The 21,691-nt window shown below is 38.2% G+C and carries 18 protein-coding genes; all 18 read right to left on the bottom strand.

Annotated elements, in window-relative coordinates; translation table 11 throughout:
* Positions 1 to 326: 326 nt before the first annotated feature.
* Entirely contained in the window at positions 327 to 4,658 is a 4,332-nt protein-coding gene (locus ACZ11_RS21010; protein ID WP_134008194.1) for a PolC-type DNA polymerase III, read from the bottom strand.
* Between the two features lie 811 nt (positions 4,659 to 5,469).
* The gene (locus tag ACZ11_RS21005) at positions 5,470 to 7,176 is read right to left on the bottom strand and encodes a proline--tRNA ligase (RefSeq protein ID WP_049668474.1); all 1,707 of its coding nucleotides are present in this window, start codon (positions 7,174 to 7,176) and stop codon (positions 5,470 to 5,472) included.
* 191 nt (positions 7,177 to 7,367) lie between these two features.
* The gene (gene rseP / locus ACZ11_RS21000) at positions 7,368 to 8,630 is read right to left on the bottom strand and encodes an RIP metalloprotease RseP (protein ID WP_049668473.1); all 1,263 of its coding nucleotides are present in this window, start codon (positions 8,628 to 8,630) and stop codon (positions 7,368 to 7,370) included.
* Between the two features lie 46 nt (positions 8,631 to 8,676).
* Positions 8,677 to 9,822, bottom strand: coding sequence for a 1-deoxy-D-xylulose-5-phosphate reductoisomerase (gene dxr / locus ACZ11_RS20995; protein WP_049668472.1), 1,146 nt, complete (start codon positions 9,820 to 9,822; stop codon positions 8,677 to 8,679).
* A gap of 146 nt (positions 9,823 to 9,968) precedes the next feature.
* Positions 9,969 to 10,769, bottom strand: a complete 801-nt coding sequence (locus ACZ11_RS20990) for a phosphatidate cytidylyltransferase (RefSeq protein WP_049668471.1) — start codon at positions 10,767 to 10,769, stop codon at positions 9,969 to 9,971.
* A complete protein-coding gene (locus tag ACZ11_RS20985) occupies positions 10,766 to 11,560 on the bottom strand; it encodes an isoprenyl transferase (protein ID WP_049668470.1) in 795 nt (264 codons plus the stop codon). Before ACZ11_RS20985 ends, ACZ11_RS20990 begins: the two co-directional genes overlap by 4 nt.
* A gap of 547 nt (positions 11,561 to 12,107) precedes the next feature.
* Positions 12,108 to 12,665: a ribosome recycling factor gene (frr, locus tag ACZ11_RS20980; RefSeq protein WP_049668469.1), complete on the bottom strand. Its 558-nt coding sequence runs from the start codon at positions 12,663 to 12,665 to the stop codon at positions 12,108 to 12,110.
* The gene (gene pyrH / locus ACZ11_RS20975; protein ID WP_049668468.1) at positions 12,665 to 13,390 is read right to left on the bottom strand and encodes a UMP kinase; all 726 of its coding nucleotides are present in this window, start codon (positions 13,388 to 13,390) and stop codon (positions 12,665 to 12,667) included. The genes frr and pyrH overlap by 1 nt, the downstream gene beginning before the upstream one ends.
* A 505-nt stretch (positions 13,391 to 13,895) precedes the next feature.
* Positions 13,896 to 14,783 carry a translation elongation factor Ts gene (tsf, locus tag ACZ11_RS20970; RefSeq protein ID WP_049668467.1) on the bottom strand — a complete coding sequence of 296 codons (888 nt, stop codon included), beginning with the start codon at positions 14,781 to 14,783 and terminating at the stop codon, positions 13,896 to 13,898.
* 101 nt (positions 14,784 to 14,884) lie between these two features.
* Entirely contained in the window at positions 14,885 to 15,604 is a 720-nt protein-coding gene (gene rpsB, locus ACZ11_RS20965; protein ID WP_049668466.1) for a 30S ribosomal protein S2, read from the bottom strand.
* A 157-nt stretch (positions 15,605 to 15,761) separates the two neighbouring features.
* Positions 15,762 to 16,370, bottom strand: a complete 609-nt coding sequence (locus ACZ11_RS20960; protein ID WP_049668465.1) for a DUF6115 domain-containing protein — start codon at positions 16,368 to 16,370, stop codon at positions 15,762 to 15,764.
* A 9-nt stretch (positions 16,371 to 16,379) separates the two neighbouring features.
* Positions 16,380 to 16,688: a hypothetical protein gene (locus tag ACZ11_RS20955; RefSeq protein ID WP_049668464.1), complete on the bottom strand. Its 309-nt coding sequence runs from the start codon at positions 16,686 to 16,688 to the stop codon at positions 16,380 to 16,382.
* Positions 16,689 to 16,725: 37 nt separating this feature from the next.
* A complete protein-coding gene (locus ACZ11_RS20950) occupies positions 16,726 to 17,496 on the bottom strand; it encodes a FliA/WhiG family RNA polymerase sigma factor (RefSeq protein WP_049668463.1) in 771 nt (256 codons plus the stop codon).
* A 380-nt stretch (positions 17,497 to 17,876) separates the two neighbouring features.
* Complete coding sequence (locus tag ACZ11_RS20945) at positions 17,877 to 18,251, bottom strand: hypothetical protein (protein WP_049668462.1); 375 nt, start codon at positions 18,249 to 18,251, stop codon at positions 17,877 to 17,879.
* Complete coding sequence (locus ACZ11_RS20940) at positions 18,251 to 18,757, bottom strand: chemotaxis protein CheD (protein ID WP_049668461.1); 507 nt, start codon at positions 18,755 to 18,757, stop codon at positions 18,251 to 18,253. Before ACZ11_RS20940 ends, ACZ11_RS20945 begins: the two co-directional genes overlap by 1 nt.
* Positions 18,758 to 19,390 (bottom strand): chemotaxis protein CheC, encoded by a 633-nt coding sequence (locus tag ACZ11_RS20935; protein ID WP_049668460.1) that lies wholly within the window; start codon positions 19,388 to 19,390, stop codon positions 18,758 to 18,760.
* Positions 19,391 to 19,399: 9 nt separating this feature from the next.
* A complete protein-coding gene (locus ACZ11_RS20930) occupies positions 19,400 to 19,846 on the bottom strand; it encodes a chemotaxis protein CheW (protein ID WP_049668459.1) in 447 nt (148 codons plus the stop codon).
* A 27-nt stretch (positions 19,847 to 19,873) separates the two neighbouring features.
* On the bottom strand, positions 19,874 to 21,691 hold a 1,818-nt coding region (locus ACZ11_RS20925), incomplete at its 5' end, for a chemotaxis protein CheW (RefSeq protein ID WP_082172856.1).

The raw sequence follows: 21,691 nt of genomic DNA, 5'->3' as shown, positions 1-21,691 counted from the left end.
GTCTGGAAATTGAAATTCGTGCTTTATTTTATGCTCATCATCATAAAGTGGGGTTGATTTCCGTTCCTACTGAGCGCTTTCCTGGGGGCATCCGATGAGCCGCTTGGGCCAAAAGGATGTTGGACGAAGGCGTTATCACAGTACGTGATGTTCTTAGCCTTCGTTCCTCTAATGCTAATCCCCAAGGAGTCGCTAGCCTACACTTCAATCAACTTATATATATGGTATACAGTTTAACAAATGTCACACTCAACTTTATAAGCCTTAATTTGAGCATAAGGCTTATAAGTTATTCGTTATTGATGATGATGCCTTCATTTCTTATTTTAGAAAAGTGATAACTGATTCGCATCAGGCATTCCTTCTAAACAACCTAATTGATCCATGTACTCTATTAATGTCTTGGATACTCGACCTCGTTGCTGTAAATCTTCCTTCGATAAAAATTCTCCGTCCTCACGTGCTGCCACAATTTGCTTCGCAACGTTTGTACCAAGTCCAGGAATCGCATCGAATGGTGGAATTAACGAGTTGCCATCAATGATAAATTCACTAGCCTGCGAACGATATAAATCGACCTTCTGGAAGCTCGAACCACGCTCACACATTTCAAGTGCTAGTTCCATCACAGTTAATAGGTTTTTTTCTTTTGTTGAAGCATCTAAGCCCTTCATATTGATTTCATCAATTTTTGCACGAATCATTTGCGAGCCCTGTACCATGGCAATTAAATCAAAATCATCTGCACGTACTGTGAAATACGCTGCATAATAAAGAATCGGGAAATGCACCTTAAACCATGCAATACGAACAGCCATTAACACGTAAGCTGCAGCATGGGCTTTCGGGAACATATATTTTATCTTTTTACATGATTCGATATACCAACCTGGTACTTTATTCGCCAGCATTTCTGCCTCAAACTCTTCAGATAAACCTTTCCCTTTACGTACAGACTCCATAATTTTAAATGCCAGTGACGGTTCTAGCCCTTGGTAAATTAAATACACCATAATATCGTCACGACAGCCAATTACTTCTTTCAGCACGCATGTACCATTCTGAATTAATTCTTGTGCATTACCAAGCCATACGTCCGTTCCGTGTGAAAGTCCTGAAATTTGCACAAGCTCTGAGAATGTTGATGGCTTTGTGTCTTCAAGCATTTGGCGTACAAAACGAGTACCGAACTCAGGAATGCCGAGTGTTCCGGTCTTACAGCCAATTTGTTTTTCTGTTACGCCTAAAGATTCTGGAGTACTAAAGATTTTCATAACGACTGGATCATCTGTTGGAATCGTTTTTGGATCTATCCCTGATAAATCCTGCAACATACGAATCACAGTCGGATCATCGTGTCCCAGAATATCAAGCTTTAAAATATTATCGTGAATGGAATGGAAATCAAAGTGCGTCGTACGCCATTCTGCATCTTGAGCATCTGCAGGGAATTGCACTGGCGAGAAGTCAAAAATATCCATATAATCCGGTACTACAATAATCCCCCCAGGGTGTTGTCCTGATGTACGTTTTACGCCTGTACAGCCTTGCACTAACCGATCTACCTCGGCACCGCGGAAATGCAAGTTGTTATCGCTAGCATAGCCCTTTACATAGCCATACGCTGTTTTTTCCGCAACTGTACCGATTGTTCCGGCACGATATACATAATCTTCACCGAATAATACCTTCGTATAGTTATGGGCTTGTGGTTGATATTCCCCGGAAAAGTTCAAATCGATATCAGGTACCTTGTCTCCTTTAAAGCCAAGGAACGTTTCGAATGGGATATCTTGCCCATCCTTTTTATATGGTGTCCCACATTCTGTACAATCTTTATTTGGTAAGTCATAGCCTGAGCTTACTGAACCATCATCAAAAAACTCGGAATGCTTACAGTTTGGACAAATATAATGAGGTGGAAGTGGATTTACTTCAGTAATCTCCATAAAGGTCGCAACTAATGAAGATCCAACAGATCCACGGGAACCTACTAAATAGCCATCAGCCAATGATTTTTTCACAAGCTTTGCAGAAATTAAATAAATTACTCCGAAACCATGGCCTAAAATTGACTTTAATTCTTTTTCAATTCGGGCCTTCACGATTTCTGGTAGCTCTTCTCCGTAAATAATATGTGCCATTTCATAGGTTAAATTTGTGACCTCATCATCTGAGCCTTCAATTTTCGGTGTATATAAATCATCTTTAATTGGCTTAACATCGCCAATCATATTTGCGACTTTTAGAGAGTTGGTGACAACTACTTCCTTCGCAAGATCCGGTCCTAAAAAATCAAATTCTTTAAGCATTTCATCAGTCGTTCTAAAATGAACTTCAGGTAGCTTCGATCTATTTAAAATGTTTGCGCCACCTTGAGAGCCAATTAGAATTTGTCTGAACATCCCATCTGTCGGATCTAAGTAATGGACATTGCCGGTTGCTACAACTGGTTTATCCATCTTCTTCCCTAACTTTACTAACTTGCGAATAATATCTTCAAGTGTCCATTCATCATGTATGACATTGCGCTCAATTAACGGTGCATACACTGCCTTTGGTTGAACTTCAATATAATCATAAAATCTCGCAACTTGCTCCGCTTCCTCTGGGGATTTATTCATCATCGTCTCAAATAATTCACCATTATTACAACCTGATCCGACTAATAAACCTTCTCTATATTGCTCTAGAACCGCTCGTGTTACGCGAGGTACACGATAGAAAGTTTTTGTATGGGAGTGGGTGACTAATTTAAATAAATTTTTTAGTCCAGCATTATCTACCGCTAATATTGTGCAGTGCATTGGTCGTCCCTTTTTATAAGCATCTCCACCACCAACATGCTTATTAAAGTCGTCGTGGTATTTAATATCTAATTCATCTGCATCTTTTAACAGCTGTAAAAGTAAATAACCCGTTGCCTCTGTATCATAAATAGCCCGGTGATGCTGGGTTAATTCAATATTGAATTTTTTACAAAGTGTATTTAAACGATGGTTTTTCATCGTTGGATAAAGCATTCTCGCAAACTCCAGCGTATCAATAACTGGATGAATCGTTCCCTCTAGCCCGAATTTTTTATAGCCTGTGTATAAAAAGCCCATATCAAACGATGCATTATGGGCTACTACTATGCCATCTCCGATAAATTCATGGAACTCCTTAATGACTTGCTCCACTTCTGGCGCATTACGTACCATATCATCTGTAATACCTGTCAGTTCAATGGTCGTTGCTGAAAGTGAATGATGTGGATTTGCAAAGCTTTCGTATTTGTCTATAACATTTCCATCTTGAATTTTAACTGCAGCAAGCTCAATAATCGTATCGTAAGCAGTAGATAGTCCTGTCGTCTCTACGTCAAACACGACATAGGTAGTATCAGCTAATAATCGGTGCTCAGGTGCATATGCAATTGGTACACCATCATCAACTAAATTAGCTTCCAAGCCATAAATAACTTTTATTCCATGCTTTTTCCCCGCTGCATAGGCCTCTGGGAAGGATTGTACAACAGCATGGTCGGTAATAGCCACGGCTGGATGACCCCACTTTGCAGCCTGCTCAACGAGTCTACCAACTGGTGTCACAGCATCCATTTGACTCATTGGTGTATGAAGATGTAGCTCTACCCGTTTTTCACCTTCTGGTGCGTGGTCCTGACGTGTTGCTTTTTTGATTTCATTGATATCATTTGCCATAACGATTAAATCACGAATGAATGTGTCAGTTTGTACGGAGCCACGGACTTTTACCCACATACCCTTTTTCAAATGTTGCATAAGTTCCGCATCATCATTATCACGTGAGAACATTTTTACAACGATGGAATCCGTATAGTCTGTAATTTTAATTTGCAATAAAGAACGACCGCTTTTCAGCTCTTTAATTTCTGCATCAAATACAAAGCCTTCAATAATAACGCGACGTTCTTCCTCAACAATGCGTTTAATTTCCATTGTTTCATCGTCTTTAATTAACATACCAAGCTGGAATGGACGGTCACCAAGGTTCGCAAGAGCTGGATTTTCTTTCTTCTCTTTCTCACGTTTTTGGTAATCTTGTATCGCTTGCTGGGATAAAGCTGCCTCCTCTAAACGCTTCTGTTCTATGAAAGCTTCCTGTGCCGCAATCATTTCTTCCGATTGATCTTGAAGAATAAAGTCTATCACAATATGTGGAAAGCCGAATTGACTATAGCTTTCGGAAAGCTTTTCTGCATACTTTGTTTTCAACACCATAAATTCCATTTCTTGCATGCAGGATAAAGTGATTTTTTGCCCATTCCACGTAGGCATTTGTGATGCTAGGCAATGTTTTAAAGGTGGCGCCATCTCATCTATTTGCTCTACTACTGTTAACCAATATTGTTGGACAAGTTCCTCCGTAACATTCTTCTCTACCGTATCAAAAGTTGTGTGGATTTGAGCGATAGCTGAAAATTTTTCAGTCAAACGAGTACGAAAAAGTTGGTATAGTGGAAAAGGAAGTACATCTCGTAACTTAATGGAAAAATTCCATAACCTGTTCTTTTTGTGCACAGTTAGTCGTGATAATTCACCTTCCTCAAAGAAGGACATATACACATCTTCTGTTAACTCTAGTTGTTGCAAGAGCATTTGAAACCTCGTTCTTGCTTCTTGTTGCTGTTCCAATCTATTGACACCTACTTTCAGAAAGAGGCAGTCTTAAAGCCCCTTGTTTTATTTCCTGACCAACGTTTACGAATCAAAGAAAAAAATTCGCTCCCTTTCCGCAGGTGACCGTCAAGCCTCACAAATCCTAAACATCTATGAATTCATGCTTGGCTCGCTGTCCCTGGGAAGTGGCGCGAATTTATTATCTATTTAATGCCATTTCCATCCTTTTTGGGACAAGCATTTAAAGGAAAATCAATTATGCCTTGGCATAATTGCGTCTGGAATCGGCTTTGTGCTTAGGCCTGCAAATGTTTTTTGTGCGAAAGCGTAGTGCTAACGCAGCGGCAGCAACAGATGTTTTTTGCGAAAGCGTAGCGTCAGCAGCACCGACGCAGGTCAGTTAGCCGTTATCGCATGGATGCGATGATTTTAGGCTAGCATCCCCTAAGCACTCCTCTCCGATTCCGTGACATCCGCCGGCGGCATTAGGCCAACAGATGTTTTTGGCGCGAAAGCGTAGCGTCAGCAGCACCGACGCAGGTCAGTTAGCCGTTATCGCATGGATGCGATGATTTTAGGCTAACATCCCCTAAGCACTCCTCTCCGATTCCGTGACATCCGCCGGAGGCATTAGGCCAACAGATGTTTTTTGCGCGAAAGCGTAGCGTCAGCAGCACGAAGTTGGTCACTCAGTCGTTGCCACAGGACGTGGCTTTTTTAGACTGAGTTCCTCTATTTCAGCTGTGCTTGGACACTCACTAAAAAGTAGCTTAAAACCCGTATTCATCTCACCACCATTGAGATGGGAGACTACAGCTGAAAGGAGTTAATTTTTGCGGAAAAATTCATTTAAGCGATCAATGACCTCTTCTTTTTTCCATTCAAACGTTTCACCTGTTTGGCGGAATTTAACCTCAACAATACCTTCTGTTGCTTTTTTACCTACTGTTACACGGACAGGTAAGCCAACTAAGTCAGCATCTGCGAATTTAACTCCAGCGCGCTCAGCACGATCATCTAATAGCACATCATAACGGTATGATTTCAATAAGCCATATAGCTCATCAGCTAAGCCAACCTGTGTTTCATCCTTTGTATTAACAGGGACAACATGGATATCATAAGGAGCTAATTGTGTTGGCCAAACAAAACCATTTTCATCTTGGAAATGCTCTGCAACAGCAGCTAAAATACGTGATACACCAATACCATAGCATCCCATAATAAATGGTTGTGATTTACCTTGTTCATCTAAGAATGTACCATTCATTTTTGCAGAGTAAGTTGTTCCTAATTTGAAAATATGACCAACCTCGATACCTTCTGCAAATTTGATAATTCCTTGTCCATCTGGAGATGGATCACCCACTTGAATAAAACGAATATCTACGTATTCATTCACTGCAAAATCACGCTCTGGATTAACATTTACTAAATGGAAACCATCTTCATTTGCACCAGCTACACCGTTACGAATAGATTTAATAGCATTGTCAGCTACTACTTTTACGTCTACTGGTAATTTAACAGGACCGATTGAACCAACACCGCAGCCTAATAAATCACGGATTGCCGCTTCACTAGCAAGCTCAACAGACCCAGCATCAAGCGCATTCTTCAGTTTAATATCGTTAATTTCGTGATCTCCACGAGCAAGAACAACAACCAATTCACCGTCAACATCAAACACTAATGATTTAATGACATTTGAAGGTTCAATATTTAAGAAAGCTGATACTTCTTCGATTGTTTTTTGGTCTGGTGTTGTCACCTTTTCAAGCTCTTTTAATGCTTCATCTGATGGTTGATAGTCTACAAGAACTTCTGCCATTTCGATGTTTGCAGCATAATTAGATGTGTCAGAGTATGCAATTGTATCTTCCCCAATTTCAGAAAGCACCATAAATTCATGTGTACCTTTCCCACCGATTGAGCCGGCATCGGCAATAACTGCACGATAGTTTAAACCTAGACGAGAGAAAATATTTGAATAGGCACGATACATATCATCATATGTTTCATCTAAACTTTCACGTGATGCATGGAAAGAGTATGCATCTTTCATAATAAACTCTCTGCCTCGTAGTAAACCAAAGCGAGGACGTTTTTCATCACGGAATTTAGTTTGAATTTGATAAAGTGTTAGCGGTAATTTTTTATATGATTTAATTTCATCGCGTACTAAAGTTGTGATCACTTCTTCATGAGTTGGCCCTAATGCGAAATCACGATCATGACGGTCCTTTAAACGCATTAATTCTGGACCGTATTTTTCCCAGCGGCCTGATTCCTGCCAAAGTTCTGCTGATTGTAATGAAGGCATTAAAAGCTCGATTGAATTAATTGCTTCCATCTCTTCACGAATAATGTTTTCTATTTTTGTTAACACACGTTTTGCAAGCGGTAAATACGAGTATACCCCACTTGTATTTTGACGAATAAACCCTGCACGTAGTAATTGCTTATGTGATTTTACCTCTGCATCAGCAGGTACTTCACGTAGCGTTGGGATAAATGTTTTACTTTGCTTCATTCAGTGTTCCACCTTTTTAATAGATAAGTTTTTATACTCTAATTAGCATAAACAAATTTAGCTTTGAACGCAATGTTTCAAAAAAATTGCGCTCAAAGCTATGTTTTTTCAATCAATTTTCACCTTGGCGTAATTGCCAGGGCTTCTTCTAAATATGTTTTTCTTGAAAAACTTAACTTAACTTCATTTAGTTAAAAGAAGAATCTTTGTATATCGTTCCAAGTAACTACGACCATTAAGATCATCAATAGTACGATACCGACAAAATGCACAAGACCCTCTTTTTGACGATCAATTGGTTTACCTCTTACTGCTTCGAAGCCAAAGAATAATAGACGTCCACCGTCAAGTGCTGGAAGCGGTAGTAAGTTCATTATACCAAGGTTAATACTTAACATCGCAGCCCAATTCATTAAATTCATAAATCCATATTGAGCTACCTGCTCTGTCGCTTTATAAATTCCTACTGGACCTGATAGAGCATCTATCGTGAATTTACCGGTAATTAACATACCAAGCAATTCAAATATTCGAGCAGTCATATTATAAGTTTCTTGAGCGCCATAAACAACAGCTTTCAATGGATTAAACTCACGTGGGCTCTCATACTTAACCCCTATTTGACCATATTTTTCGCCATTTTGTTCTATTTCTTTTACTTTCATATTTAGGTTAACTTGCTGACCATTTCTATCAACTGTTACAGTAATATTTTCACCTGGGTGATCTTGTACAATCGCAGCTAAATCTTGCCACTTTTCAACTACTTGTCCGTCAATGCCAACTACTTTATCACCTGCAAGCATTCCTGCCTGTGCAGCTGGATCATTTTCTACTACTTCTGTGATGATTGGCTCATACGTAGGTACACCATTAAATAATCCAATTAGCAGATAAATAATAAAAGCTAAAATAAAGTTAAATAACGGGCCTGCAAAGATTGTCATAGCTCGTTGACCGACTGTTTTAGCGTTAAATTGACGATCATATGGTGCAATTAACGTTTCTTTACCGTTTTCTACAAGAATACAATCTCTTGCAACATTATAACGAACTAATTTTTCTTCTTCATCATAGCCTTCTACAAACAATTCATTTTCTAAATCGGCACGCTCAACTTCTAAAAATAACAAATCTGGTAATTGCTTATTACTTTGATTAAAGATAATTTTCTTTACAACATTATCTTCATCTACAATAAGCCCTACTCGATAGCCCGGCTGTAATTCGGTACCATCCATGTCCTCACCAGCCATACGCACGTAACCACCAATCGGCAATAAACGTAACGTATAGATTGTTTCACCATGTGTTTTTCCATAAATTTTTGGTCCCATACCAATCGCAAATTCTCGAACCATAATTCCTGCTCGTTTCGCGAATAAGAAGTGACCAAATTCATGGAAGAATACTAGTAGGCCAAATATCAAAATAAATGCAATAGCTGTTTGCATAAAATCCCACCTTTAAAAGCGAATAGTTAACGATATCTTTTCTCTTTTATTTTATCATGTTTAACACTGTTTTTCTTGTTTCACTGTCTACATGCAAAATTGTTTGTAAATCTGGCACTAATATGTTGTTATGTGCTTGCATAACACGCTCAATCGTTTCGTCAATTTCTAGGAATGTTATTTTCCCTTGTAAAAATGCTGCAACCGCCGCTTCATTCGCTGCATTCATCGCTGTTAAAATTGTACCGCCTGTGCGCCCAGCTTCATATGCTAGTCGCAATGCTGGATAACGTTTAAAATCCATTTCTTTAAAATGTAACTGACCAATTTGTGCTAAATTGAGTCGTTGTCCGTTATGCAGCGGCATACGATCTGGGTAACTTAATGCATATTGGATAGGTACACGCATGTCCGGCGTACCAAGCTGTGCAATGACACTAGTATCATGATACTCAACTAGGGAGTGAATAATACTTTCTCTATGCAAAAGTACATCAATTTTATCATATGGCATATCAAATAAGACATGCGCTTCAATGACTTCTAGTCCTTTATTCATCATTGTAGCAGAATCTATCGTAATTTTCGCACCCATTGACCAGTTCGGGTGGTTTAGTGCATCTGCAACCGTTACATGCTTCAATTCTTCGCGTGTTTTGTCACGGAAGCTACCACCAGAAGCCGTAATAATTAAACGTTCAATATTTTTTGGATTCTCACCATTCATCGATTGGAAAATCGCTGAATGCTCACTATCAACCGGCAAAATTGCTGCATTGTATTTCTTGGCTTCTGCCATCACTAAATGTCCAGCGGTTACAAGTGTTTCTTTATTGGCAATGGCAATTGTTTTGCCCATGCGAATTGCAGCTAATGTCGATTCTAGTCCAACACTTCCAAGAACCGCGTTTACTAGTACCGTCGAATCAGGATGTGTAGCTACCTCTACAAGCCCTTTTGCACCAAACGTAAAGTGAACTTGTGGATATTCTTTAGCGAGCATAATTGCATCTTCTTCTAACTGAACAGATACAAGCTCAGGCTTTAAAGTTTCAATCATTTCACGGGTTTTTTCGATATTTTTCCCTGAAGAAAACGCCACTAAATGAAAGGCATCGCGTTGTTCTTTTAAAATATCATAGGTTTGCCAACCGATTGAACCAGTTGCACCAAGTAAACTAATTTTTTTCACGACAAATTGTCCCCTTTTTCTATCTCAGCAAAAATGATATAGCACGATTATTACCACTCTGTTTAGAGGAAAATGCTATTATTATGGCTCATTAACATAACATAGAGTTGATTTCGTTTTTCGAGTCCGATGAGCCTCTATTGTTCCTAGTTACCAAAAAGATGTAAAAAATGTAGTAAAGGCACGACGAATAATAGACTATCAAAGCGATCTAAAATACCGCCATGCCCAGGTAAAATATTGCCTGAATCCTTTACGTCAAAATGTCGCTTGATAGCTGATTCCACTAAATCGCCCATTTGACCAATAATTGACGCAAAGATTGTGATGATAATAAGTGAGACGTAACCATCTGCAAATGGATAAATTGCCTGCATCCCTAGAGCAAAGATTACTGCAATGACAATTCCCCCTATAAAACCTTCCACGGTTTTCTTCGGTGAAATTTCAGGCCATAACTTATTTTTACCTAGTTTTCTTCCTACAAAATATGCACCTGAGTCAGTTGTCCAAACTACAAGTAAACAATATACGACAAACTCTAAACCATAGCTTCGAGTTTCGATTAAGTAATGGAAGCCCAATCCGACATAAAACGCACCTAATAAAATAAATGCAACTTCATCGAATGTAATTTTATTTTTTACAAGTACTACGTATATGAGCAATAGCATCATTAGACCATACACAACCATTAAATTGGAGGAATAGCCTATTGCATCTACCACCTTATTTGACCAGTTCGTTGGTATTACAAGTACTATTAATGTTAGTAACCCTAAAAATCCAGGTACTGAAAAAAGTGAAATACCTTTCATTTTTAGTATTTCATAAAAGCCAACAACAGCCATTGCAAGCACAAGTATTGTAAATGGCACTTTTCCATAAATAACAAATGGAATAAATAGTGCTGCTGCAATTATTGCCGTAATAATTCGTTGTTTCAAGTTGTTTCTTCTCCCTTCAACCCACCGTAACGGCGATTACGTTTCTGGTAGTTTTCCACCGCTTTCAGTAAGTTTTCCTCGCTAAAATCTGGCCATAATGTATCTGTAAACCAAAATTCTGTATAAGCGAGCTGCCATAACATAAAATTGCTTAATCGCACTTCACCGCTTGTACGAATTAATAAATCTGGCTCTGGCAGATGAGCCGTCATTAAATGAGATGTCAAGCATTCTTCTGTTATGTCTTGCATCGTTAATTGACCATCCTGCACCTTCTGAAGCATTGTTTTCATGGCGTTAACCATTTCCGAACGACTTCCATAATTCAGAGCAAAATTTAAAATTAATCCCGTATTATGCTTCGTCTCCTCCATCGCCTCAAACAACGCCTTTTGCGTATGTGCAGGTAACAAAGATGGATCTCCTATCATTTCAACACGTACATTGCGTTCCATCATTTCAGGTAAAAAGGAACCTAAAAATTCTACAGGTAAACGCATTAGGAAATCGACCTCTGGTTTTGGTCGCTTCCAATTTTCTGTAGAGAACGCGTATACCGTTAAAACTTTAATACCTAGATCTGACGCAAATCTAGTTACCTTTCGTACCGTCTTCATACCTTCATGGTGCCCAGCAACACGTGGCATGGCACGTTTCTTTGCCCAACGTCCATTTCCGTCCATAATAATCGCGACATGGGCAGGAATCGGCTCGTTTTTAGCAATGGCAACACGTTCCTCCAATGATAGTGTATCTATATTTATTTGTTTACCTAATAGCTTTTTAAACATGCTAACTCCCCCACTACAACTAATCAGACGTATACTAACCTATCATAACAAACAAAAGCGCTTTTTGTCTTTTTTTTCCCTCTAAATTGACTATGTATGAACTACCTTATTTTAGAACTACATACATTGTAAGATATCACCATATGTTGAGTTAACTTTCGAACAGTTGAGTATAGTCGAAACGACAATCGACTTTGCATGACATATTCCGACTTTTGGTAATGAACTCTTTATTAAGATGGGCTTTTAAGACTTTTATCACGCCCACTCAACTTAAGGTTAAAATGGGGTATTGCTCCCCTTATTTCGTTCAATTTTTCAATAATGTATTTTAGTTCATATAAAGAATAGTTCTTCTTAATCTTAAAAGAAAGCAAAAATAGATGAAAGATACTTCCCTTAAAACAATTAAAGTTCCACTATCTCAGTAAATGTTTGGACACCCGCTGAATGAAGATACTTTAACAGTAAAGAGAAAAGACGTCCTTTATATAGGACGCCTTCATCTCATCAAAAAGTTCCATCGTAGATATGCAAAGTGAGTAGCTTACACATCTAGAATTTCTTTTTCTTTTTCTTTCGTCACTTGATCTACTTTAACGATGAATTCATCAGTTAATTTTTGAATATCTTCACCGTAGCCACGTAGATTGTCTTCTGTGATTTCGCCAGCTTTTTCAAGTTTTTTCAGATCATCATTAGCATCGCGACGAACATTACGTACTGCAATTTTTGCATCCTCTGCTTCTTTTTTCACTTGCTTCACAAGATCTTTACGACGCTCTTCTGTTAAAGCAGGGATCATTAAACGAATAACAGATCCATCATTTGTTGGTGTAATACCAATATCTGATTTCATAATTGCTTTTTCGATTTCACCTAAAATTGTTTTATCGTAAGGTGTAATTACTAATAAACGTGCTTCTGGTACCGAAACACCTCCAAGCTGATTAATCGGTGTTGGTGCACCATAATAATCAACCGTAATGCGATCTAATAGTGAAGCATTTGCACGACCTGCACGGATTGAAGCTAGTTCACGTGAAAAAGCGGCAATTGTTTTGTTCATTTTTTCTTTAGCTTGTTCTAAAACTTGTTTAGCCATTATACATTCCTCCTAACAACTGTTCCAATTTTCTCGCCTTGTACGGCGCGTTTAATATTACCTGGTTCCGTAATTGAGAAGACAATTAACGGAATATCGTTATCCATACATAAAGTAGAAGCTGTTGAATCCATTACTTGTAAGCCTTGTTGGATAACGTCTAAGTATGTGAGTGTATCATATTTAACGGCAGTTGCATCTACTTTTGGATCTGCAGAATAAACACCATCTACATTATTTTTCGCCATTAAAATCGCATCAGCGTCGATTTCAGCTGCACGTAACGCAGCTGTAGTATCAGTAGAGAAGAATGGGTTACCAGTACCTGCTGCAAAAATAACTACACGTTTTTTCTCTAGATGACGAACTGCTTTACGGCGAATATATGGCTCCGCTACTTGTGTCATTACAATAGAAGATTGCACACGTGTTTCAATTCCTAATTTCTCTAGTGCATCTTGTAACGCTAAAGAGTTCATAACCGTTGCTAGCATACCCATATAATCAGCTGCTGCACGATCCATCCCCATTTCGCTACCGATTTTTCCACGCCATATATTACCGCCACCTACAACAACAGCAACTTCTACATCAAGATCTACTACTTGTTTTACCTCTTCTGCAACAGCCTTGATAATTTTTGGTGATAAACCGAAGCCCGCTTCCCCAGCTAACGCTTCACCACTTAATTTTATAACTACTCGTTTATATTGTGGCACACTCATTGTAAACCTCCGTCAGACTTTATTTAAAACATCATTAATCCCTTTTCCATTATAGTACAAATAACAATAATTGCTAGTTACGAATAAGGCAGAATAGGAAATTATATAGATCATTACCATACGCGTGGTTGATTTTAGTTCCGACTGGGCTTTCCTAGGGGCGTCCGATGAGCCGCTTTGGCTAACAGATGTTCTTTGTGCGAAAACGCAGTGCTAACGTAGCGACAGCGACACGATGTTGGTCACGAAGGCGGATCACAGGACGTGATTTTTTTAAGCCTTCGTTCCTCTATTGCGAATCCCCAAGGAGTCGCCCAGCCTCCACTCTAATCAACTTTTATACTTAGTATAAGTGTTAACAAATGTCATTCACAATTTTCAGTGGATGAACTAATTATATCTTTTTTCTCTCATTTCGGAAAAATAGGGAACACGCTATGTTGTGTTCCCCATTTTTTGTCTAGAAAATCTAGATATTATTTGATTAGGATCAAACGCAAGTAAATTAGTTACCTTTAACTTGGCTCATTACTTCTTCAGCAAAGTTATCTTCACGTTTTTCGATACCTTCACCTACAGCGTAACGTACGAAGCCGTTTACTGAACCGCCAGTTGAAGCAACGAAGTCACGTACTTTTTGATCTGAGTTTTTAACGAATGTTTGGTCAAGTAAGCAAACATCTTCGAAGTATTTACCAAGACGACCTTCAACCATTTTTGCTACGATGTTTTCTGGTTTACCTTCGTTAAGAGCTTGTTCAGTTAATACTTTACGCTCACGTTCAACTTCTTCAGCAGAAACTTCATCGCGAGAAACATAAGTAGGGTTAATAGCTGCGATATGCATAGCAACATCTTTAGCAGCTGAAGCATCTGTAGAACCTTCTAAAGTAACTAATACACCGATGCGGCCGCCCATGTGTAAGTAAGGACCGAATGCATCTGCATCAGTTTTTGTTTTCACTTCGAAACGACGAAGAGTGATTTTTTCACCGATAGTTGCAATTGCTGTTGAAATTTGGTCAACAACTTTTACACCTTCAGCATTTGCAATCTCTAATGCAGCTTCAACTGTTGCAGGTTTAGCAGCAAGTAATTGTTCAGCTAATGAAGCAACTAATACCTGGAATTTATCGTTTTTAGAAACGAAGTCAGTTTCAGCATTTACTTCTAGGATGATTGCTTCGTTACCATTTTCTAAAATGAAAGTTGTACCTTCTGCAGCGATACGGTCAGCTTTTTTAGCAGCTGAAGAAAGACCTTTTTCACGTAGGAAATCGATTGCAGCATCAATATCGCCATCAGTTTGTACTAACGCTTTTTTACAATCCATCATTCCAGCGCCAGTTTTTTCACGTAATTCTTTTACTAATTGTGCAGTAATGTTTGCCATTTAGTGTTTCCTCCTCAAATTGGTTGTACAAATTTTAGTGATAAGTTCTAAAAAAGGTGATAAGGGTTTTGAGCCACTTATCACCTTTTTGTAAATGTGAATTACTCAGCAGCAGCTTCTACAGCTGGAGCTTCCTCTTCACCTTGTTTTGACTCGATTAAAGCGTCAGCCATTTTAGCAGTTAAAAGTTTAACAGCGCGAATAGCATCATCATTAGCAGGAATTACGTAGTCGATTTCATCTGGATCACAGTTTGTATCAACAATACCTACTAGAGGGATGTTTAATTTAATAGCTTCTGCAACAGCAATACGTTCTTTACGTGGATCAACCACGAACATAACGTCTGGAAGAGCGTGCATATCACGGATACCGCCTAAGAATTTGATTAGACGTTCGTGTTCTTTTTTAAGTTGGATTACTTCTTTTTTAGGTAGAACTTCAAAAGTTCCATCTTCTTCCATTTTTTCGATTGCTTTCATACGTGCAACACGTTTTTGAATTGTACCGAAGTTTGTAAGAGTACCACCTAACCAACGTTGGTTGATGTAGTAGTTGCCTGAACGTTCAGCTTCATCTTTGATCGCTTCTTGTGCTTGTTTTTTCGTACCAACGAAAAGAACTTTACCACCGTCTTGACCAACTTGACGCATGAAGTCATAAGCTTCCTCTAATTTTTTAACAGTTTTTTGTAAGTCGATGATGTAGATCCCGTTACGCTCAACGAAGATATATTTCTTCATTTTTGGGTTCCAACGACGAGTTTGGTGACCGAAATGTACACCAGCTTCAAGTAATTGTTTCATAGAAATTACTGACATGTGTATTTCCTCCTAGTATGTTTGGTTTTTATCCTCCGCATTTATCACTTGCAACAAGCTACCCTAAGCTTAGAGCACCACTTACTACATCAAAATGCGTGTGTATTAATAACACCATTTGCAACTATATCATAGCTTTATACCATTCGCAACTGTTTTAGTGATGAAATTTCAATAAAAGCTCGATCTCTGTCTTTCCTTTTTGAAGCTGCTTGGCAATTTCTTCTGCAGTTTTACCTTGTTTCGCTAATTCAACAGCTTGTTGTTCGATCGTTAATGGCTTTGCTTCTTCCTTTTTGGTTGCATCAGTTGGTTGCTGGGCTGAATGTGCCACCTTAGCCTCAGTTTTATTTGCATCATTTTTAGCACCAGTTTGCTTCTGACGTGAATAAGCATTGGCTACGATATTTTTGGGCACATAAACACGCGGTTCATTATCTAAACTAACAGAACCGTCTACTGTGCTTTCTTCCTTTGTCAGAGAAGGAGATTGCTCCTGCTCCTTCTGTCTCACAATTGGCTCTTCCTGTTTCACAGCATTTTGAATTTCAAACTTTGAAACTCTTTGCAACTCTTGAATTAGACGATCATTTTCATCTTTCATATCAGCTAAATAGAGACTGATTGTGTCATCCATTTCACGCATTAAGCGCTCCTGTTTTTTTTCTAGGTCCTTAAATTTTGCTAGCTTCGTATTTAATATGATAAGAAAATAAAATGAAAGTAGCTGTAAAATAAATAAAACTGCAATTAGTATGATTGTCATAGTAAACTCCTATCCGCTATAATCCACGAAATTTCCTTTAAACGGATGCTGCGCTTGCTTTTCTCGATTCTCATTATCCTTATTTTTCTTTTTTCGAGTACCTTTTATATACTCGCCACCTGCTTCTTCATCTTCACTAATCTCATCCATACCCTCTGAAGTATTCACAACTTTTTGCTTGCGTTCTATTTCTTTTTTTAACGCTTCATTTGCATGTGCTTGCTGAGCCAAAGTTTGTTGTTGTGCCTGATCCGCCATTTTTCCTGCTTCAAATGTTTTTGGAATAGCAATTTGTAGTTCGACACCCTTTAAACTCATGAAACTTCCTCCTTCAACGATATGTATCTAAAGATGATTATGCATTAACCATTTCATTGGATAATAATTTCCGTAGCTTTAATAGCGCCTTAGAGTGGATTTGTGAAATGCGTGATGTTGATAATCCAAGCATTTCTCCAATTTCTGTTAATGTTAATTCCTCAGTATAAAATAAACTAAGCACCAGCTGCTCCTTATCATTGAGCTTTTGGATGTTTTCCGCTAAATCCCCTAGCAGTTCTGACCTAACGACAGCTTGCTCAGGTGTCTTTGTCGTATCATCACGAATTACAAATGACTTTCCATCAGTCTCATCTTGATCTTGCTGCTCATTAATGGAAAGAACATTTGAAAAGAAATGCTCCTGTACAGTTTGGTATACTTCCTCAACAGGTAAAGTCATATGTTCTGCAAGTTCCTCAGGTGTTACATGACGCATATATTTTTGTTCTAACTGTTCAATCTGTGCATCTAACTTCTTTGCCTTCTCACGTGCGGAACGCGGCAACCAATCTTCCTTACGTAAACCATCAATAATTGCTCCTCTTACTCTAAAAGAAGCATATGTATCAAATTTCAAGTCTCTATTAATATCAAATTTATTTAACGCGTCAAAAAGGCCTACCATACCTAAGCTCGTTAAATCGTCTCGCGATACACTCTTTGGTAAGCTCGCTCCAATACGTTGTACATGATAGGATACTAGAGAAATATATTTTTTTATAAGTAAATCACCAGCATCTGGATCACGTTCATTTATCCAGCGGTTCCACAGCTTTTGTTCATCGTTCAGAATTGGTTGTGTCATGTAATCCACCTCTCTAAAAAACGCATCTACGCGCCTGTTTGCCACTGTCTTATACCAATACAAAAACACTTGTAGCTGACGTTCCACTTTCGCTACGTAAACACTTGTTGAAAGAAGATTCATTATGCCTCGACATAAGCAACAAAGCGTTACTAGTTATGAGTACTTAACATAATAACCCATCTAATTCTTTCCTATATTATAACAAGAATCGACTATAATTTCATTTGTTTCTCGTACTCTATCACAGATTCTTTACATTTATGTGTCAGCATTTTTAAGTTTGGATTTAGTCCAAGGTCACTAAGTCACCATAAAATTAAAAATATGCAAGAATTAAGATATTTATAAAAAAGAGCCGCTACACGCGACTCCCATTTTTAAGCATTATTTAATTGCGGATCATCCTCACGATGCATCATTGTGCGTACAACTTGAGCAATTTCTTCTGAGTTTTCATCTTGAAACTCGACGGTAGAGTTGGCCGTCGGTGTTTCTTGATTGTCTTCCTCGCGATTGTCGGATTCGTTTTCTTCATGATTACCTTCACCGACTTCTGCATCGCCCTCAGGTGTGAATAAAACGTAGGCAATTAAAAATCTAACAATATACATGACGAAAAACGCAATTATTCCCGCCACAAATGACCCTATGATAATTCGTAGTGGTGTATAAGGTTTTAGAAATGTACTAAAAAAATATATAGAAAAGGCAAATAACGCTCCCCATAGGTTATAAAAAATAGAACCAAACATTATATTTCGCTCACTCCTTGGTTAACCGTTCGAATATGTAATGTCGAAGTCGCAGGATTAAATTCAATTGTTCTACCACTATTACCGCCTGTGTCTTCGGCAACTAAACGAATTCCATGACGCTTTAGTTCATGCTTTACAGCCTCTACATTACGTGGGCCGATGCGCATGGAATCTTTATCTGAAGTGAATTGAAACATCTGCGCACCACCTGCAATTTTTGCCTTTAGCTTGAATTTTTGAACGCCTTCTAACTTTAATAAGTCAATCATTGCCGCAATGCCTGTGTCAGCAAATTTAGCCACATTTATTGACTCTTGTCTACCTAAACTCGAATCTGGCAACATCACATGAATTAAACCAGCAAATTTTTTTGATTCATCATATAAAATGACACCTACACAAGATCCCAGACCTGATGTTCTTATCGTATTTGGTAACTTTACTACATCCATTTGTGCAATCCCAACTTTTATAACTTGCCCATTGCTACTGTTTTGTATCATCTATGAAACTCCCAATGCTTTAAAAATAGCATCAAATGAGTCTGGATCTGGTAATAAGAAGAAATGCCCTCTTACCGTTTCCTGATCTTCTACACCGTCTTCAAAAATGGATGTGTTTATTACGATAACATTATCGCTAACGTGTGATAATTCAATCAAACCAATACTAATAATGGCTCCAAACATGTCAACACTTAGTCCCGGCACAGTTGGATAAATTTTTAAATTCGTAAAGTCAGATAACGCAGATAAATAAGAGCCAGATAAAATATTCCCCATTTCCTGCATAGCTGATAAGCCTAACTCTGAAACAGGTCGTTTTTTAAAGTCGAATGATTCATCAAATATAAGACGACGAATAAAGCGATTTGCTTGTTCAATAGGCAGGATAAAGAACATACTACCTTCCGCATCACCTTCAATGCGTAGAAAGATTCCAACTACGACATTTTCAGATCCTCCAGCAAGCTCCATCATGTCATTAAATGACACCATTTCAACCTTCGGTACTCGCATATCAATTTTTTTACCAAGTAGATTGGAAAGTGCTGTCGCAGCATGCGCAGCACCTATATTACCAATTTCCTTTAATACATCTAAATGTAGTGATGTAATCTTTTGATTATATGTCATTATCGATCCCTACTTTAGTGGATTTAATACTTTCTCTAAATGCAATAAAATTAATAATCGTTTATCTATTTTAGCTACTCCTGAAATAAAATCTTCTTCCAGTGAACCTACTACTTCGGGCTGTGGTTCAATTGAGTCAGCAGGGATGTCCAACACATCATTTGCAGAGTCTACGACGAAACCTACTTCCATATCTTCTAATGAAATAATGATAATGCGCGTTGTTTCTTCATGCTCAGAGACAGGTAATTCAAATCGTTCACGCAAATCTACAATTGGTGTTACGACGCCGCGTAGGTTAATAACACCTTTTACATATTTCGCCGTTTTCGGTACGCGCGTAATATGCATTAGTTTTTCAATCCCTTGTACATGTGACACTGGAATCGCATATTCTTTATCTGCTAGTTGAAAAACAATTACTTTAATACTTTCTTGTTCCACTGCATTTGTCATTGTTTACACCTCTCTTATTCATTCACCTTATTTAATAAGTGCGTTACAATCCACAATTAAGGCTACTTTTCCGTTACCTAAAATTGTTGCACCTGAAATTGCAAAGATATTCGTTAAGTAGTTTCCTAATGACTTCAGCACAATTTCTTGTTGGCCAATGAATGAATCCACAACTAAACCAGCAAGCTTCTCACCTTTTCGAACGATGACCACTGAATGGAATTCGTCATCCTGTGGTTCTTTGCAAGGTACCTCAAAGATTTCTTCTAAAAATACTAGTGGTACTACTTTGCCACGGAAGTCGATTACTTTTTGATTATGCGCATTCATAATTTCAGATGAACGGATAATTGAAGTTTCAATAATTGATGAAAGCGGAATTGCATAAATCTCTTTCTCAATTTCTACTAGCATGACAGAAATAATCGATAATGTCAGTGGTAATTGAATCGAGAATACTGATCCTACATCTTGTGTAGATTCAATTGAAATATTTCCACCCAATGATTCTATTGTTGTTTTAACAACGTCTAATCCAACGCCTCGACCTGATACATCAGAAATAACATCTGCCGTTGAGAACCCAGAAGCCAAAATAAGCTCATTGATTTGCTTATCTGACATTGAATATGATTGTTCTTGTGTAACAATACCTTTTGAAATAGCTTTCGCTAGAACTTTTTCGCGATTAATACCTGCTCCATCATCTTCAATTTCAATAAAGACATAGTTACCGCTATGATAAGCACGTAGTACAACCGTTCCTTCTTCTGGCTTTCCTTTTGCACGGCGGGCTGTAGGATTTTCAATACCATGGTCGACAGAGTTACGGATTAAATGGACAAGTGGATCTCCAATCTCATCGATTACCGTACGATCTAGTTCAGTTTCAGCACCGATAATTTCAAGGTTAATTTTCTTGTTTAGATCACGTGATAGCTGACGAATCATTTTTGGGAAGCGATTGAATACTGTTTCAACAGGAACCATACGCATCGTTAAAATAATTGTTTGTAAATCACCCATTACGCGGCTCATGCGCTCCACAGTTTCATTTAACTCTCCATGGTTAACTTCAGTTGAAATAGACTGTAATCGTCCTCGATCTATAACAAGCTCTTCAAATAAGTTCATCAAAATATCAAGACGCTCGATATTAACACGAATTGTTTTATTACCAACAGGCGCATGGCTTTTATCAGTCTTAGCAGGAGCCACAGCTTTTGCAGTTTTAGGTGCTGCAGTATTTGTTTCAGGTGCAGTAGCAGGTTGAGCCTCAACTTCTACCGTTGCCGTTGCTGTTGCCGCTACTTCTTGAATTGCTTGTTCTTTTTCACTATATTGCTTATGTTCAATAGTTGCGACAATCACTTCTTCGACTTCTGAAACTTTCATAATTTTTTTCTGCATATCTTCAGCAGATTCTTTTGTTACGAAAGCTACGTAAAATTGTTGATCGAACTGTTCGTCTTCAAGCTTATCTACAGATGGATTTGATTTAATAACATCCCCATCTTTTTCTAATATTTCAAACACCATGAATACACGCGCAGCTTTTAACAGACAGTCCTCACGTAATTTCACTGAAATTTCGAATGCATTGAAACCTTGTTCAGCAGATTGTGAAATAACCGTTTGTTCAAAGCCGTCATACTCTAACACACTTGCTACAGCAGTAGCTGGTTTCCCAATAGTTGCGACAATTACTTCTTCAACTTCTGAAACTTTCATAATTTTTTTCTGCATATCTTCAGCAGATTCTTTTGTTACGAAAGCTACGTAAAATTGTTGATCGAACTGTTCGTCTTCAAGCTTTTCTACAGATGGATTTGATTTAATAACATC

The sequence above is a fragment of the Lysinibacillus xylanilyticus genome, assembly GCF_001183605.1.
Lineage (GTDB): Bacteria > Bacillota > Bacilli > Bacillales_A > Planococcaceae > Lysinibacillus > Lysinibacillus xylanilyticus.
This window is presented reverse-complemented; position numbering and strand designations above follow the sequence as displayed.

Bases quoted from the DNA above. Each gene is read 5' to 3' on its own strand.
- ACZ11_RS20930 (WP_049668459.1), bottom strand. From the start codon at position 19,846: ATGACAAATGCAGTGGAACAAGAAAGTATTAAAGTAATTGTTTTTCAA.
- ACZ11_RS20950 (WP_049668463.1), bottom strand. From the start codon at position 17,496: ATGACACAACCAATTCTGAACGATGAACAAAAGCTGTGGAACCGCTGG.
- ACZ11_RS20935 (WP_049668460.1), bottom strand. From the start codon at position 19,390: ATGACATATAATCAAAAGATTACATCACTACATTTAGATGTATTAAAG.
- ACZ11_RS20960 (WP_049668465.1), bottom strand. From the start codon at position 16,370: ATGACAATCATACTAATTGCAGTTTTATTTATTTTACAGCTACTTTCA.
- ACZ11_RS20955 (WP_049668464.1), bottom strand. From the start codon at position 16,688: ATGAGTTTAAAGGGTGTCGAACTACAAATTGCTATTCCAAAAACATTT.
- rseP (WP_049668473.1), bottom strand. From the start codon at position 8,630: ATGCAAACAGCTATTGCATTTATTTTGATATTTGGCCTACTAGTATTC.
- ACZ11_RS21005 (WP_049668474.1), bottom strand. From the start codon at position 7,176: ATGAAGCAAAGTAAAACATTTATCCCAACGCTACGTGAAGTACCTGCT.
- ACZ11_RS20985 (WP_049668470.1), bottom strand. From the start codon at position 11,560: ATGTTTAAAAAGCTATTAGGTAAACAAATAAATATAGATACACTATCA.
- ACZ11_RS20940 (WP_049668461.1), bottom strand. From the start codon at position 18,757: ATGATACAAAACAGTAGCAATGGGCAAGTTATAAAAGTTGGGATTGCA.
- pyrH (WP_049668468.1), bottom strand. From the start codon at position 13,390: ATGAGTGTGCCACAATATAAACGAGTAGTTATAAAATTAAGTGGTGAA.
- rpsB (WP_049668466.1), bottom strand. From the start codon at position 15,604: ATGTCAGTAATTTCTATGAAACAATTACTTGAAGCTGGTGTACATTTC.
- ACZ11_RS20945 (WP_049668462.1), bottom strand. From the start codon at position 18,251: ATGTTTGGTTCTATTTTTTATAACCTATGGGGAGCGTTATTTGCCTTT.
- tsf (WP_049668467.1), bottom strand. From the start codon at position 14,783: ATGGCAAACATTACTGCACAATTAGTAAAAGAATTACGTGAAAAAACT.
- frr (WP_049668469.1), bottom strand. From the start codon at position 12,665: ATGGCTAAACAAGTTTTAGAACAAGCTAAAGAAAAAATGAACAAAACA.